Origin of the sequence: Streptomyces sp. NPDC047515, from assembly GCF_040643055.1 — a bacterium.
In the GTDB taxonomy this organism is placed as follows: Bacteria; Actinomycetota; Actinomycetes; order Streptomycetales; family Streptomycetaceae; genus Streptomyces.
Genome location: NZ_JBEYTM010000060.1, coordinates 34230 through 48804, shown reverse-complemented (window position 1 = coordinate 48804; position 14575 = coordinate 34230). Strand labels below are relative to the sequence as shown.

The 14575-nt window shown below is 72.6% G+C and carries 9 protein-coding genes; 6 read left to right on the top strand and 3 right to left on the bottom strand.

All coding sequences use genetic code 11. From position 1 onward, the window contains the following. Nucleotides 1-169: 169 nt before the first annotated feature. The 3 genes from ABZ826_RS32735 to ABZ826_RS32725 form a co-directional block, all read right to left on the bottom strand. The gene (locus ABZ826_RS32735) at nucleotides 170-1759 is read right to left on the bottom strand and encodes a cation acetate symporter (protein ID WP_361456549.1); all 1590 of its coding nucleotides are present in this window, start codon (nucleotides 1757-1759) and stop codon (nucleotides 170-172) included. Between the two features lie 26 nt (nucleotides 1760-1785). Next, nucleotides 1786-2250, bottom strand: a complete 465-nt coding sequence (locus ABZ826_RS32730; RefSeq protein WP_361456540.1) for a DUF485 domain-containing protein — start codon at nucleotides 2248-2250, stop codon at nucleotides 1786-1788. Between the two features lie 177 nt (nucleotides 2251-2427). Then, a complete protein-coding gene (locus tag ABZ826_RS32725) occupies nucleotides 2428-3987 on the bottom strand; it encodes an MFS transporter (RefSeq protein WP_361456546.1) in 1560 nt (519 codons plus the stop codon). A gap of 459 nt (nucleotides 3988-4446) precedes the next feature. Here ABZ826_RS32725 and ABZ826_RS32720 point away from each other — a divergent pair, with 459 nt between their 5' ends. The 6 genes from ABZ826_RS32720 to ABZ826_RS32695 all read left to right on the top strand — a co-directional run bounded on the left by ABZ826_RS32720 (nucleotide 4447) and on the right by ABZ826_RS32695 (nucleotide 14571). Then, nucleotides 4447-5235 carry an ABC transporter ATP-binding protein gene (locus ABZ826_RS32720; protein ID WP_361456537.1) on the top strand — a complete coding sequence of 263 codons (789 nt, stop codon included), beginning with the start codon at nucleotides 4447-4449 and terminating at the stop codon, nucleotides 5233-5235. Beyond that, a complete protein-coding gene (locus tag ABZ826_RS32715; RefSeq protein WP_361456534.1) occupies nucleotides 5232-7817 on the top strand; it encodes an FtsX-like permease family protein in 2586 nt (861 codons plus the stop codon). Before ABZ826_RS32720 ends, ABZ826_RS32715 begins: the two co-directional genes overlap by 4 nt. Before the next feature lie 248 nt (nucleotides 7818-8065). Then, on the top strand, nucleotides 8066-8326 hold the full coding sequence (locus ABZ826_RS32710; protein WP_361456531.1) for a hypothetical protein: 261 nt from the start codon (nucleotides 8066-8068) through the stop codon (nucleotides 8324-8326). Between the two features lie 186 nt (nucleotides 8327-8512). Next, entirely contained in the window at nucleotides 8513-10402 is a 1890-nt protein-coding gene (locus tag ABZ826_RS32705) for a BTAD domain-containing putative transcriptional regulator (RefSeq protein WP_361456528.1), read from the top strand. A 4-nt stretch (nucleotides 10403-10406) separates the two neighbouring features. Next, the gene (locus ABZ826_RS32700) at nucleotides 10407-12611 is read left to right on the top strand and encodes a TOMM precursor leader peptide-binding protein (protein WP_361456525.1); all 2205 of its coding nucleotides are present in this window, start codon (nucleotides 10407-10409) and stop codon (nucleotides 12609-12611) included. After that, a complete protein-coding gene (locus tag ABZ826_RS32695) occupies nucleotides 12601-14571 on the top strand; it encodes a TOMM precursor leader peptide-binding protein (protein ID WP_361456522.1) in 1971 nt (656 codons plus the stop codon). The genes ABZ826_RS32700 and ABZ826_RS32695 overlap by 11 nt, the downstream gene beginning before the upstream one ends. Nucleotides 14572-14575: the final 4 nt, after the last annotated feature.

The following is a 14575-nucleotide window of genomic DNA, read 5'->3' as shown; positions in this document are numbered from 1 at the left end:
CGTAATCCCTGGCGGGCGTGCGACGACAGCTACGGCACCTCGCCGCGTTGTCGGAACGCCCGAATACATCCAGTATTCGGGCGTCCCTCCGCCTTGCGATGCACCGCATCCGACGCCGCACGCTGATCCACCTGGGATTACGGGACAGCCCTTTGCCGCGCGGCGTGGTTCAGGGCCCTGGCGCCGGTGGCACCCCCGCCAGGATCCGGGGCTCCTCCCTGTCGTACTGGCGGCGGGCCTCGGCCGCCGTGAAACGGGGGAGGACGGTTCCCAGCCAGCCCGCCAGGAAACCGGCCGGGATGGAGACGAGCCCGGTCGTGGTGAAGGGGAACCAGTTGAAGTCGTACTCGGGGAAGACCGAGGAGGGGGAGCCCGAGACCAGATTGGTGCCCGTGATGAGCACCATGACGGTGACGGTGCCGACGATGAGGGTGCAGAGCAGTCCGGTACGGCTGAACCGCCGCCAGAACATGCTGTAGACCAGCGCCGGGGCGAGCGCCGACGCGCCGACGCAGAACGAGAGGGTCGCCAGCGCCTGCACGTTCCAGTGGCGGGCCACGACGGCGAGCGTGATGGCGAGCAGCCCGACGGCGACCGCCGAGATCTGTGCCGTACGCATCTCGGACAGGCCTGCCACCGGCTGCCTGTCCTGGCGGCGCACCCCGTGCAGGCCGTGGGCGAAGAGGTCGTGGGCGAGGGCGTTGGCACAGGCCAGGATCATTCCGGCGACCGAGGCGAGCAGTGTCAGGAAGATCGCCGTCGTCATCGTCGTGACGATCAGCGCGCCCATCTGGCCGCCGCCCGCGACGGCTCCGCTGACCTGCAGGATCGAGCTGTTCCCGGATGCCCCGGCGGCGGTGATGCCGTCATGCCCGACGAGAGCGCCGGCACCGAAGCCGATCACGACGAGCAGCAGACAGATCCCGGCGACCACGGAGACCGCCCAGGACAGTGAGCGGCGGACGGCCTGGGTGGAGGGGGCGCTCGTCATGCGCAGGGTGACGTGCGGCAGGCAGGCGGCGCCGAGCACCACGGTCAGTTCGGAACTGACCATGTCGAGCCCGCTGCCCTCGAACTGGAGCCCCGAGCGCAGATAGGCGCCCCCCGCCCCGCTGCCCTGCTGGGCGGCCGAGAGCAGGGCGCCGGTGTCCCAGCCGAACCGGTTCATGATCAGTACGGCGATGGTGAGGGCGGCGACGAAGAGGACCACGGTCTTCACGACCTGGATCAGCGAGGTGCCCTTCATGCCGCCGATCGCCGCGTAGCCGATCATCAGCATGCCGAGCCCGATGATGGCGCCGGTGCGGAAGCCCGAGCTGTCGAACCCCAGGATGAAGGCGAGGAGATCGCCGCTGCTCGCGAGCTGGACGACCATCATCGGCACCAGTGCGGCGAGAGCGGCCGCGCAGGCGGCGATGCGGACCGCGCGGCCGGGGGCGCGGCGTTCGAGCAGGTCGCCCATGGTGAACCCGCCCGCGTTGCGCAGCGGTTCGGCCAGCAGGAACATCAGCAGCACGAGCGAGAGGGTGATGCTCAGGGCGAGGATCAGCCCGTCGTAGCCGGTGAGGGCGATGATGCCGGTGGTGCCGAGGACCGTGGCGGCGGAGAGGTAGTCGCCCGCCAGGGCGAGGCCGCTGCGCAGGGGGGAGCGCGAGCGGGAGCCGGTGTAGAACTCGTGGAGGTCGTCGCGGTCCGGACCGGTCATCACGCAGAGCAGCAGCGCCACGGTGGCCACGGCGAGAAAGGCCACCAGGGACATGGTCTGCGCGGAGTTGTCGAATCCGTTCACTGGGCCGCTCCCGCTCTTCGGAGCCGGGCGGCGAGCGGATCGACGGTCTGCCGGGCGGTCCGCTCGTACAGGACGACGGCGAGCAGCGTCACCGGGAGCTGGCAGAGGGCGAGCGCCAGGCCGAGGTTGAGACCAGCGAACAGGGGCCGGTCCATCAGGTCCTTGGCGAAGCCGGAGAGCAGCAGGAAGGCGATGAAGTAGCCGAGTGCGGTCAGCGTCGTGATGCGCCGCAGCAGCCGGTAGGCGGTGCGCAGCCGGCGCAGATCGCCGTGACGGGTGGGCGTGGGCGCGGGCGCGGCGGGTGTGTCCGTCCATTCCGCGGGCGGCGAGGGCTGCGAACTCTGCCAGGGGAGCAGGTAGTCGGGGTGGTACGGGGGCGGGGGCTGATGCCGCCGGGACGGCTTCGGCAGCCGTTCGGGCCGGGAGGGAGGCGGGGACGGGGGCGGGTTTCCGTACGACATCTGGTGCTGCTCCTTGCAAGGCTCGGGTCCTGGGCCGGACGGCAAGGCAGGAGTGCGGTGGTGCTGTAGGAAGCGCGAACATTACTCGCGGGTATGGCAGTTGAGGAGAGTATGGCTTGAACTACCCACGGTAATGGCTCAGTTGCGTGAACTCTCGACGAAATGGAGCTCCCCGCACTACGGCGCGGGGGTGTCGCCGCCGGGCTCCTCGGTGAGGACCGGAAAGCGGCGCGGGGCCAGCAGGACCAGCACCAGCAGGGCGAGCGCCGCGGCCGCGGCGGCCCCCAGGTAGACATGGTCGACGGCTGCGTCGACGGCCCGCCGCAACTGGTCCGTGGCGGCGGCCGAGAGGCTGCCCGGGTCGTCCAGGGCGTGCGAGACCGCGTCCAGGTCGCCCGGCAGCCCGGGTACCGGGGCGGCGGCCAGCCGGGAGGTGAGGACCCCGTTGGCGACGGCGCCGAAGAGCGCGGCGCCGACGCTCTGGCCGACCTGTCGGCAGAAGAGCACCGACGCGGTCGTCGTGCCGCGCTCGGCCCAGCCGACCGTCGACTGCACCCCGACGATCAGCGGCAGCTGGAACAGCCCGAGCGCCGCGCCGAGCAGCAGCATGATCAGGGCGGGCTGCCAGGGCTCGCCCGGATACGGCAGCAGGGGGAAGGCGAGCAGTATCAACAGGGCGCAGCCCATGCCGATGATCGCGGTGAGGCGGAAACCGATGCGGTTGTAGACGCGGTTGGAGAATGCCGCCGAGACCGGCCAGCTCAGGGTCATCACGGACAGCACGAAGCCGGCGGCGATCGGGCCGAGGCCGAGCACCGACTGGGCGTACGTCGGCAGGAAGACGGTGGGGGCGACCATCAGCAGTCCCATCGCGCCCAGCGCGAGATTGACCGAGGCGATGGTCCGCCGCCGCCAGACCCAGCCGGGAATGATCGGCTCGGCGGCCCGCCGTTCGATGACGACCGTCAGCGCGCCGAGCACGACGCTGCCGGCCAGCAGCCCGAGGGACGGGGCGGAGAACCAGGGCCAGGCGACCCCGCCCTGGACGAGCGCGGTCAGCAGCAGGGCGCCGGTGGCGAAGACCGCGAGGGCGCCCGCCCAGTCGATACGGGGGCGGGGCGCGCCGGCCGCCCGGCGGGTGCGCGACGGCTCGTGGAGGTGGCGTACGACGAGCCAGAGCGCGACGGCCCCGATCGGCAGATTGATCAGAAAGATCCAGCGCCAGTCCGCGTACACCGCGAAGAGTCCGCCGATCACCGGCCCCGCGACCGCCGACGTGGCCCATACGGTCGACAGCTTGGCCTGGATCTTCGGGCGTTCCTTGAGCGGGTAGAGGTCGGCGGCGATGGTCTGCACGGTGCCCTGGAGGGCGCCGCCGCCCAGGCCCTGGACGACCCGGAAGGCGATCAGCGCGGCCATGTTCCAGGCGGCGGCGCAGAGCACCGAACCGAACAGGAACAGGACGATGCCGGCGATCAGGACCGGCTTGCGGCCGAAGGTGTCGGAGAGCTTCCCGTAGACCGGCAGAGTGACCGTCACGGCCAGCAGATAGCCGGAGAAGAGCCACGAGAAGACGGAGAAACCACCGAGATCGCCGACGATCTGCGGAACGGCGGTGGAGACGATGGTGCCGTCGATGGCCGCCAGGGCCATGCCGAGCATCAGGGCGGCCACCACCGGACCGCGTCCGCGCGGTGCCGCCGGGGACGGGGCCGGGTCCACCCCGGAGCCGGACATCGCTTCGGTACTGCCGCCCGCGCCGCTCACCAAGATTCCTTCCCCCTGCACGTATTTTCTCGTGACACTGTCTCACCCGTGGTTCCCGGTGGGGAGGGTGCCGCTGCTGGAGGACGGGCCCGACGCCCCGGCGGACCCCGGAGCGTGCGCCCATGGGTCCAGCCCCTGAGGCCCGTCTCCACCCAGGGGCCGATACCCCTAAGGGGCGCTCCCCACTTTTGCCCAGGGGTGCTTCCTCCCGGCGGAGGACGTGACGGCACGGGGCCGCTCCTTATCGTGTTCCTACACCGCGAGAAACGGCTGATTCCCGCCGTGGATGCGGCTGACCCCAGGGGGTGAGGTGGGGGAAACCCCACCCGAGGACTGCGCTGCGCACCAGCGCGCCGGCCCCCCTCGGAACACCAGACTTCATCCGTACACCGCGACATCTTGAACACTGACGGACATAGGAGAAAAACCGTGACAACGGCTGTAACCATTCCCAGGCACGGGGGCACTGGAGGGCGTACGGCCGTGGCTGCGCGGGCGCGGCAGGTCGTCAAGGCCTACGGGGCGGGGGAGACCCGTGTCGTCGCGCTCGACCATGTCGATGTGGACATCGCCCGCGGGCAGTTCACGGCGATCATGGGTCCTTCCGGCTCCGGCAAGTCGACCCTGATGCACTGCCTGGCCGGACTGGACACCGTGACCTCCGGCCAGATCTTCCTGGACGAGACCGAGATCACCGGGCTCAAGGACAAGAAGCTCACCCAGCTGCGCCGGGACCGGATCGGCTTCATCTTCCAGGCGTTCAACCTGCTTCCGACGCTCAACGCGCTGGAGAACATCACGCTGCCGATGGACATCGCGGGCCGCAAGCCCGACGCGGCCTGGCTGCGGCAGGTCGTGGAGACCGTCGGTCTCGCCGAGCGGCTGAAGCACCGGCCCACCGAACTCTCCGGCGGCCAGCAGCAGCGCGTCGCGGTGGCCAGGGCGCTCGCCGCCCGGCCGGAGATCATCTTCGGCGACGAGCCCACCGGGAACCTGGACTCGCGGGCCGGCGCCGAGGTGCTGAGCTTCCTGCGCAGGTCCGTCGACGAGCTGGGCCAGACCATCGTCATGGTCACCCACGATCCGGTCGCCGCCTCCTACGCGGACCGGGTGCTCTACCTCGCCGACGGGCGCATCGTCGACGAGATGCACAACCCGACGGCCGACCAGGTCCTCGACCGCATGAAGGACTTCGACTCCCGCGGGCGGACCTCATGACCGTCTGGAAGACATCGAGGCGCAACTTCTTCGCGCACAAGGGACGCATGGCGCTCTCCGCCGTCGCGGTCCTGCTGTCGGTGGCGTTCGTGTGCGGCACGCTCGTCTTCACCGACACCATGAACACCACGTTCGACAAGCTCTTCGCCGCGACCTCGGCCGACGTCACCGTGAGCCCGAAGAGCCCCGAGGACAACGACCGGCTCCCGGAGAACGGCAAGCCCGTCACGCTGCCCGCCTCCGCCGTCGAGCAGGTCGGCAAGGCCACCGGTGTGAAGTCCGCCGAGGGCGCGGTCAGCAGCATGTCCGTCACCGTCGTCGACAGTCACGACAAGAACCTGGGCCCCGCCTCGGGCGGCCCGACGATCGCGGGCAACTGGACCAGGAACGACCTGCGTTCGATGGAGATCACCTCCGGCCACGCACCGCGCGGCCCCACCGAGGTGGTGATCGACGCCGACACCGCCGACAAGCACCACCTGCGGATCGGCGACGAGCTGCGCACCATCGCAGCCCCCGGTGACATCAGCGCGAGGATCAGCGGCATCGCCACCTTCAAGGTCACCAACCCCGGTGCGGCGATCGTCTACTTCGACACCGCCACCGCGCAGACGAAGCTGCTCGGCGGGCCCGATGTCTTCAGCGCGATCTCCGTCACCGCCGAAACCGGCGTCTCCGACGCGCAGTTGAAGCAGAACGTCGCCACGGCGCTCGGTGACACCTCCGCGTACAAGCTCCAGACCCAGAAGGAGGCCGCGGACGCCGACAAGAACTCGATGGGCTCCTTCCTCGACGTCATGAAGTACGCGATGCTCGGCTTCGCCGGGATCGCCTTCCTCGTCGGCATCTTCCTGATCGTCAACACCTTCTCGATGCTGGTCGCCCAGCGCACCCGCGAGATCGGCCTGATGCGGGCCGTCGGCTCCAGCCGCAAGCAGGTCAACCGTTCCGTGCTCATCGAGGCACTGTTCCTCGGCATCCTCGGCTCCGTCCTCGGCGTCGGCGCGGGCATCGTCCTCGCCGTCGGCCTGATGAAGCTCATGGGCGCCGTGGGCATGGAACTGTCCACCGACGACCTCACGGTCGCCTGGACGACCCCGGTCGTCGGCCTCGCGCTCGGCATCATCGTGACCGTCGTCGCCGCGTACATCCCGGCCCGTCGCGCCGGGAAGATCTCCCCGATGGCCGCCCTGCGCGACGCCGGAACCCCGTCGGACGGCCGCGCGGGCCGGGTCCGGGCCGCGATCGGCCTGGTCCTCACCCTCGCCGGTGGCGCCGCGCTGCTCGCCGCGACGCGCGCCGACAAGTCGAGCGAAGGCTCGCTCTTCCTCGGTGTGGGCGTGGTGCTCACCCTGATCGGCTTCATCGTGATCGGCCCGCTGCTGGCCGGCTTCGTGGTCCGGGTACTGAGCGCGGTCATGCTGCGGATGTTCGGCCCCGTCGGACGGCTCGCGGAGCGCAACGCCCTGCGCAACCCGCGCCGCACCGGAGCGACCGGCGCCGCCCTGATGATCGGCCTCGCCCTGGTGGCCTGCCTCTCGGTCGTCGGCTCCTCCATGGTCGCCTCGGCCACCGAGGAACTCGACAAGTCGGTCGGCGCCGACTTCATCGTCCAGCCGTCCGGCGGCAACCCGACGCTCCTCGTGGACCAGGCGGTGAAGTCCCTGGAGTCCGTGCCGGACATCGAGCATTTCACCGGCTACAAGGTCGTCAGCGCCGGTCTCACGGCTCCCGACGGCACCACCGAGAACAAGGTCCTGGCCGCCGTCGATCCCACGTACCAGCAGGACGTCCGGCGCGAGACGGTCGCCGGGAAGCTGGCCGACGCGTACGGCAAGGACGCCATGTCCGTCGGAGACACGTACGCCACCAAGCACCACCTCAAGGTCGGCGACCGGCTCACCGTCGCGTTCAGGGGCGGCGAGACCGCGAAGCTGAGGCTTGCCGCGATCACCTCGGACGACGTGAACATCGACAAGGGCGCGATGTACACGAACGTCGCGACCGCCGCGCGGTACGTCCCCGCCGACAGCCTGCCGAAGAACATGATGATGTTCGCGAAGGCCGAGGACGGCAAGGAGAAGGAGGCGTACGCCGCGCTGAAGGCCGCCCTCGCCAAGTACCCGCAGTACGAGGTGAAGAACCAGGCCGACTTCAAGGAGCAGCTGAAGGACCAGATCGGCCAGCTGCTGAACATCGTCTACGGCCTGCTGGCGCTCGCGATCATCGTCGCGGTGCTCGGAGTGGTGAACACCCTGGCGCTGTCGGTGGTCGAGCGGACCCGCGAGATCGGACTGATGCGCGCCATCGGCCTCTCCCGCCGCCAGCTGCGCCGGATGATCCGTCTGGAGTCGGTGGTCATCGCGGTCTTCGGCGCCCTGCTCGGCCTGGGCCTGGGCATGGGCTGGGGCACGGCGGCCCAGAAGCTGCTGGCCCTGGAAGGGCTCAACGTCCTGGAGATCCCGTGGCCGACGATCCTCACGGTCTTCGTCGCCTCCGCCTTCGTCGGCCTGTTCGCGGCCCTGGTGCCGGCGTTCCGGGCGGGCAGGATGAACGTGCTGAACGCGATCGCCACGGAATAGCCGCGGCCACGGCCCACGTAGGATGACTGATCCGGCCCCGGGGTGTTCCTCCAAACACTCCGGGGCCGGACGCGTGCGGCCCCGGTCGGGGGCGTTCCCCGGGACCTTCCGCGACCGGGGCCGCTTGCACGAAGCTGCCGTGGCCCGTGCAGCAAGCTGACACGTCCGGGCACGCCCCCGCGCCCTCCTCGCTGGCATCGTCGTCCTGCCGGGAACCCCCGGCAGGACGCAACAGCCGAAGGGGAATCGTGTTCAGCTCTTCGCTCTCGCGCCGGCCGGTCGGCGCCGCACGCACTGCCGCCGTCACCGGTCTCGCCCTGGTCTCGCTCGCGCTCTCCGCCGGTGCCGCCTCCGCCTCGGGGACGGCCTCCTTCGGTTCCCCGGCCGGGCAACCCGGCCCCGTACAGGCCGATCGGACGGTCTGTACGAGCCTGCAGACGATACTGGACCGGCTCCCCCTGTCCGCCGCACCCGTTCAGGTGTGCAAGCTGGTCAACGGCTGGGACTAGCCCGTGGCCGACAGATCCCGCCCGGCGCGCGACGCCCGGCACGGACCCCCGCCGCGTCGGCGGAAGCATCCGGGTACGCCCGGTACGAGGGCGGTCCTTTGCCCCGCGGCCGCAGGCACCGGACGCCGCGCGTCCCGCCCTCCGGGCGGACGGCGCTGTTCGCCGGACACGGACTAGACCGCCGTGATGCGGTTTCAGCTGCTAGGGCCGCTGACCCTCACGGACGGCCCCGAGGCCGTCGTGCTCCAGCCTTCGAAGCCGACGATCCTGCTGGCCGCGCTTCTCCTGCACGCCAACGCCGTCGTGTCCGCCGACTACCTGCAGCGGGCCGTGTGGGGGGAGGAACAGCCGGCCACGGCCAAGGCCGCCCTCCAGACCTGCGTACTGCGGCTGCGCCGGCTCTTCACCAAACACGGGGTGACGGAGACCTCCATCGAGGCGGTGCCCGGCGGCTACCGGATCACCGCCGAGCCGCACTCGCTGGACCTGCTCGGCTTCCGGGACCAGGTGCGCCGTGCGGTTGCCATGTCCGAGGACCCGGAAGCGGAACTCTGCATGCTCAAGGACGCGCTGTCCCTCTGGCAGGGCTCACTGCTGGCCAATGTGCGCTCCGACGTGCTGCACCGGGACGAGGTGCCGCGGCTCGCGGAGGAGCGGCTGCGCAGTGTGGAACGGGTCTGCGATCTGCTGCTGGGTCTGGGGCGCTACGGGGAGGCCCTCGTCGAACTGTGGACGGCTACGCGCGTATACCCGGGCCACGAGCGGCTCCACGAGCAGCTGATCGAGGCGCTCTACCGGACCGGTCGGCAGACCCAGGCCCTCGCGGAGTACCGGAGGGTCAAGGGGTTCCTGCTGGACGAGCTGGGCGTCGACCCCTCTCCCGCGCTCCAGCAGCTGGAACTCGCGATTCTGCGCGGCGAGGACCCGGGGGCCGAGGACAGCCGGCCCCTTCGGCCGCCCGGTGCCCTCACGCGGGTCGTCCAAGGCGAGGTGGTCGTGGCCGACGGCCCCACCCCGGCGCCGGCGGGACGCGCGGCGGCGGCGCCCTGGGCCCCGCCCGTGGCCGCCGGAGCGTCGGCCGCCGCGGCCGTGCCGGGGGCGAGCGCGCCGGCCGTGGCCCCGGAGGTCCCCGTGGTTCCCAACTTCACCGGGCGGGACGCCGAGACCGCCGCCATGGTGGCCCGTCTCACCACCCCCGCCGCGTCCGGCGAGGACGACCGGCACCCGCTCACCGTGCTGGTGTCGGGGGCACCCGGCATCGGCAAATCGGCACTCGCCCATCACGTCGCGCACCTGGTCCGGGACGTCTTCCCGGGCGGCCGGCTGCTCATCCGCGCGACCCGGCCGGACGGCGAACCCCGTGGCGCCGCCGAGGTCGCGGCGGAGGTCTCGGCGGCCCTGCGCCCCGGACAGGCGGACGGACGCACCCTGTTCGTGCTCGACGACGTGCGCGACGCCGACCAGGTGCGCCCGCTGCTGCCCCTCGTCGCACAGGCGCGGGGAGCCGCGGTCGTCACCAGCCGGATGGGGCTCGCCGGGCTCGTCGCCACGCACGGCGGGTGGGTGCACCGGCTCTCCGCGTTCACCGGGGCGGAGTCGTACGCGCTGCTGCTGTCCGTGCTCGGTGCCGAACGGGTCGAGGCGGAGCCGGACGCCGGGCACCGGCTCACCGCGCTGTGCGGCCATTTCCCGCTCGCGCTGCGCATCCTGACGGCCCGACTGCTGACCCGGCCCGGACTGCGGCTCGGCGACGCCGTCGGCTGGCTGGGCCAGGACCCGCTCGCCCGGCTCACCCTCACCGACTCCCCGGGCCTGTCCGTGACGGCCCTGCTGGACGGGGCGCTGAACCGGCTCGACCCGCGGCTGTCCGAGGCGTTCCTGCGGGTCGCGGCAGCACCCGGGTCCGCCTTCACGGCCGAGGACGTCCCGGCCGTCACCGAGGCGGCCCTGGAACGGCTGGCCGACGCCGGGCTGCTGGAGGACGGCCCGCCGGGCCCGTACCGCATCCACGAACTGCTCCGCGCCTACGTACGAAGAACCGACCAGGAACGCATCCGCCGCACAGAGAAGGTGTGACCCCATGGCCGAGAGTGCCGAGACTGCCGAGAGTGCCGAAACCGCAGTGACCGGGACGTTCGACGCGCTCGCCGCGACCCGGCCGCGCATCCGCCGGGACGTGCTGTTCACCGAGACCCCCGGCGGGGTGCTCTTCCACAACGCCGACGGCGGGTTCCATCTGGCCGGGCGCACCGCCTACCGCTTCGCCTCCCTCGTCGTCCCGCACCTGGCCGGCCACCACCGGCTCGCCGACGTCTGCGCGGGCTTCGGGCCGGGACAGCGGGCGATGGCGGCGGAGTTGGTGAGGACGCTGTTCGAGCGGGGCTTCGCCCGCGACGTGCCCGAGTCCGGCACCGGGGCCGGGCCGGTACCGGACGAGGTGGCGGAGCGGTTCGCGGCCCAGATCGCCTATGTCGACCACTACGTGGACGGTGCGCCGGAGCGCTTCGCCCGCTTCCGCGCCACTCGCGTCGCGGTGCTCGGGGACGACGAGATCGCCCGGTGGTGCGCGCTGAGCCTGCTGCGGAACGGGTGTGTGCGGATCGGCACGACCACGGAGTTCGGCGAGGTGGCGGCCGAGGCGGCCCGGGGCGCCGCACGGGCGGACCGGATCGCCGCCGGTCCGCAGGCCGGCTGGGCGGCCCTCGACGGCTACGACGTCGTCGTGGTGACGGGGGCCGGGGCCGGGGCACGCACCCACCGGCTGCTCGCCGCCGGGGTGCCCGAGGGCCGGACCCTGATCCCCGCCTGGCTGTTCGGCGAGCGGCTCGTCGTCGGCCCGCTCTCCACCGCGACCGCGACCGGCTGCTGGTCCTGCGCCCTGCTGCGGCTGGGCGGCAATGTGTCGGCCGGGGAGGCCGCCGTGCTCTGGGGCGAGGCCGCCGGTGCCACTTCGGTGTCCCGGGACGAACTGTCCGGCCCGGTCGCCGCGATGGTGGGCAACCTCCTCGGCTACGAGATCTTCCGCCTCACCACCGGTGCGCTGCCCGCCGAGACCGCGGGCCAGGTCCTCGTCCAGGACCTGGCCTCGCTGGACGTGATGTCCGAGCCGGTCCGGCCGCACCCCCGCTGCGGTCGCTGCGCCGCCCTGGACGCGCGCGAACCGGCGCCCGCGCTGCCGGACGGCCTGGCCCTGCCCGTCACCCCGACCGTGGAGACCGCCCGCGACGCGGAGACCATGGTCGAGGACCTGAACCGGATCAGCGGGGCGCTGGTGCGCCCGCACACCGGGATCTTCACCCGCTACGACGACGAGGGGCTGACCCAGACCCCGCTGAAGCTCAGCCGGGTCGAGGTGGCGCTCGGCACCGGGGCGCGGCGCAGGATCGCCGCCTTCGACGTGCACCATCTGGCGGGCGCGCGGATGCGGGCGCTGTACGCGGCGGCGACGGCGTACGTGGAGCACGTGGTGCCCCTGGACCGGGCCGCGGCGGTGCCGGCCGACCGGATCCTTGGCCCCGACACGCTGACCACCGGCGGCGGGACCGGCGCGCTGCCGGACGCCTGGACCGTCGCGACCTCGCTGATCGGCAAGGAACCGGTCCGGGTACCGGCCGCGGCCGTGCGGACCTTCGGGGCGCACAACCGGGACCGGCTCCATCTCGCGACGGCCGCGGGCGCGGGCGCGGGTGCGGACGCGCGGGAGGCCGCGGGGGTCGGCCTGTTGTCGGCGCTGGCGCACGACGCACTGCTGCGGGCGGTCCGGGGCACGGCGGTGGTGAGCCCGGTCGCCGCCGACGGCGACGACCCGGAACTGGTGTTCCTGCTGAAGTCCGCGGCCAACCTGGATCTCGCCGTGGAACTGCTGGACCTGGGGGAGGCGGAGCGCACCTCGGCCCAGGTGGTGCTGGCCCGGGAACCCGACGGGGAGCGGACGCCGGGGCGTTGGGCGGTCGGCGCGGGGCTGTCGCGCCGGGCGGCGGCCTGCGCCGCGCTGCGGGATCTGCTCGGGCAGGCGCAGCTGGCCGCCGAGGACCCGGACGCCGAGGTCGACCTCGGCGACCCGCTGGTGAGGGACCTCGCCGCAGGGAGCATCGCCGTCACGGGCGCCCCCGTCACGGCGGCCGGGCCCACGGCCACGTTCACCGGGGTGCTCGACCGGCTCCGGCTCGCCGGACGCGACGCGCTGTACGTGCCCACCACTCCGGCCGATCTCGCCACCGGCGGCATCAGCACCGCCCGGGTGCTGCTCACGGTGGACGGCGGGGGCGGACCCGATGCCCGTTGAGACCCCCGTCCGCGGCGAGCGTCCCTCGGCGGCGGAGTCCGCGCGCACGCTCGCGGCGCTCCTGCACGACGCGCTGACCGTGACCCACCACGGCACCCCGCCGCCGCTGGACGTGGCGCCGCTCGGCGTGCGCGACGCCTTCGCGGACGGGGCGGCGGTCACCGGAACCCCGGTGGCGGAGGGCGCCGTGCCCGTGCGGTTCTACGGTCCGCACGTCGTCGTCGGCCCCTTCGCGCCGCCCGGACGCACCGGCCGGCGGATCTGCGCCCACTGCCTCGAACGACGCTGGCAGGCGGTCCGCTCCGTCGCGCTGCGCGAGGCGCTGGAGCTCGGCTCGGGCACCCGGGCCGCCGGGGAGTCCCCGTACCTCACACCGTTCGCCGCGCACGCGCTCGCGGGGGTCGTCGCCGCCCGGCTCGACGGCACCGGACCGGTGACCGGCGCCCTGCCCGCCGTGCACCTGGTGGACCTGCGGACGCTGACGGTCCGCCACTACCCGCTCGTCCCCGACCCCGAGTGCCCGCGCTGCGGGGTGCGGGAGCCGGACACGGCCGGGGCCGCCACGCTCACCCTGCGCCCGGCGCCCAAGCACCGGCCCGGCAGCTTCCGGGTCCGGGACATCGAGGAGTACGCCCTGCCCATCGAGCCGTACGCCAACCCGGTGTGCGGCTCGCTCGGCCCGTCCGTCGTCCAGGACGTCTCCTCCACCTCCACCTCCGCCACCATCGGCTGCTTCTCCATGCGCTCGGGGGAGTATCTGCGCGAGACCTTCTGGGGCGGCCACGCCGACACCTTCGCCGAGAGCATGCGGATCGGTGTGCTCGAAGGACTGGAGCGGTACGCGGGCATGCGCTCCCGGTCCAGGACGGTGCGGACCCGGGACTCGTTGAACGCCCTGCGCGCCCGCGGCGAGCACGCGCTCGACCCGCGGGTGTGCGGGCTGTACTCCGACGCCTTCCATCGGGCCAACCCGCGCGTCACCCCGTTCACCCCGGACCGCGCGACTCCCTGGGTCCAGGGCTGGTCCCTGCGCGAGGGGCGCACGGTCCTGGTGCCCGAGGTCCTCACGTACTACCACGCGCCCGGTCTGGAGAACCGCTTCGTCCAGGAGAGCTCCAACGGCTGCGCCTCGGGAGGCTGCCTCGAAGAGGCCGTCTACTTCGGGCTGATGGAGGTCGTCGAGCGCGACGCGTTCCTGCTCGCCTGGTACGGGAAGGCGTCCCTGCCCGAGATCGATCCGCGCACCAGCCGCCGCCGGGCCACCCGTCAGATGGTCGACCGGCTGGAGATGTACGGCTACGAGGCCCGCTTCTTCGACACCCGGATCTCCTTCCCGGTCCCGGTCGTCACGGGGGTCGCCGTGCGGAGGGACGGCGGCCCCGGCCTGATGTGCTTCGGCGCGGGCGCCGGACTGGACCCGGAGGCGGCCCTGGCCGGCGCGCTCTGCGAGATCGCCACCGACGCGGTGAACCTGCGTCGGCGCACCGAGCGCGACCAGGAGCGGCTGCGCGCCATGGCGGACGACTTCCACCGGGTCGAGGCGCTGCACGACCACCCCCTGCTCTACGGCATCCCGGAGATGGGCCGCCACGCGCACTTCCTGATCGGTGAACCGGGAGCGCCGCGCCCGCCGCTGCGGTCCTTCGACCAGCTGTACGGGGACGGCTCGGCGCTGCCCGTCTCCGACGATCTGCGCACCGACCTGACCCGGTGCGTGGACGCCGTCACCGCCGCCGGATTCGACGTGATCGTCGTCGACCAGACCATGCCGGAACAGCGTGAGCTGGGCCTGAGGACGGTCGGCGTGATCGTGCCCGGACTGCTGCCGATCGACTTCGGCTGGACCCGGCAGCGCGCCCTCGGCATGGACCGGCTGCGCACCGCCCTGCGCGAGGCCGGACTGCGCGGGAGCGACCTCACCGACGCCGACCTCAACCCCGCCCCGCACCCCTTCCCGTGACCGA

Bases quoted from the DNA above. Each gene is read 5' to 3' on its own strand.
- ABZ826_RS32700 (WP_361456525.1), top strand. From the start codon at position 10,407: ATGGCCGAGAGTGCCGAGACTGCCGAGAGTGCCGAAACCGCAGTGACC.
- ABZ826_RS32715 (WP_361456534.1), top strand. From the start codon at position 5,232: ATGACCGTCTGGAAGACATCGAGGCGCAACTTCTTCGCGCACAAGGGA.
- ABZ826_RS32725 (WP_361456546.1), bottom strand. From the start codon at position 3,987: ATGTCCGGCTCCGGGGTGGACCCGGCCCCGTCCCCGGCGGCACCGCGC.
- ABZ826_RS32695 (WP_361456522.1), top strand. From the start codon at position 12,601: ATGCCCGTTGAGACCCCCGTCCGCGGCGAGCGTCCCTCGGCGGCGGAG.
- ABZ826_RS32705 (WP_361456528.1), top strand. From the start codon at position 8,513: ATGCGGTTTCAGCTGCTAGGGCCGCTGACCCTCACGGACGGCCCCGAG.
- ABZ826_RS32735 (WP_361456549.1), bottom strand. From the start codon at position 1,759: ATGTCCCTGGTGGCCTTTCTCGCCGTGGCCACCGTGGCGCTGCTGCTC.
- ABZ826_RS32730 (WP_361456540.1), bottom strand. From the start codon at position 2,250: ATGTCGTACGGAAACCCGCCCCCGTCCCCGCCTCCCTCCCGGCCCGAA.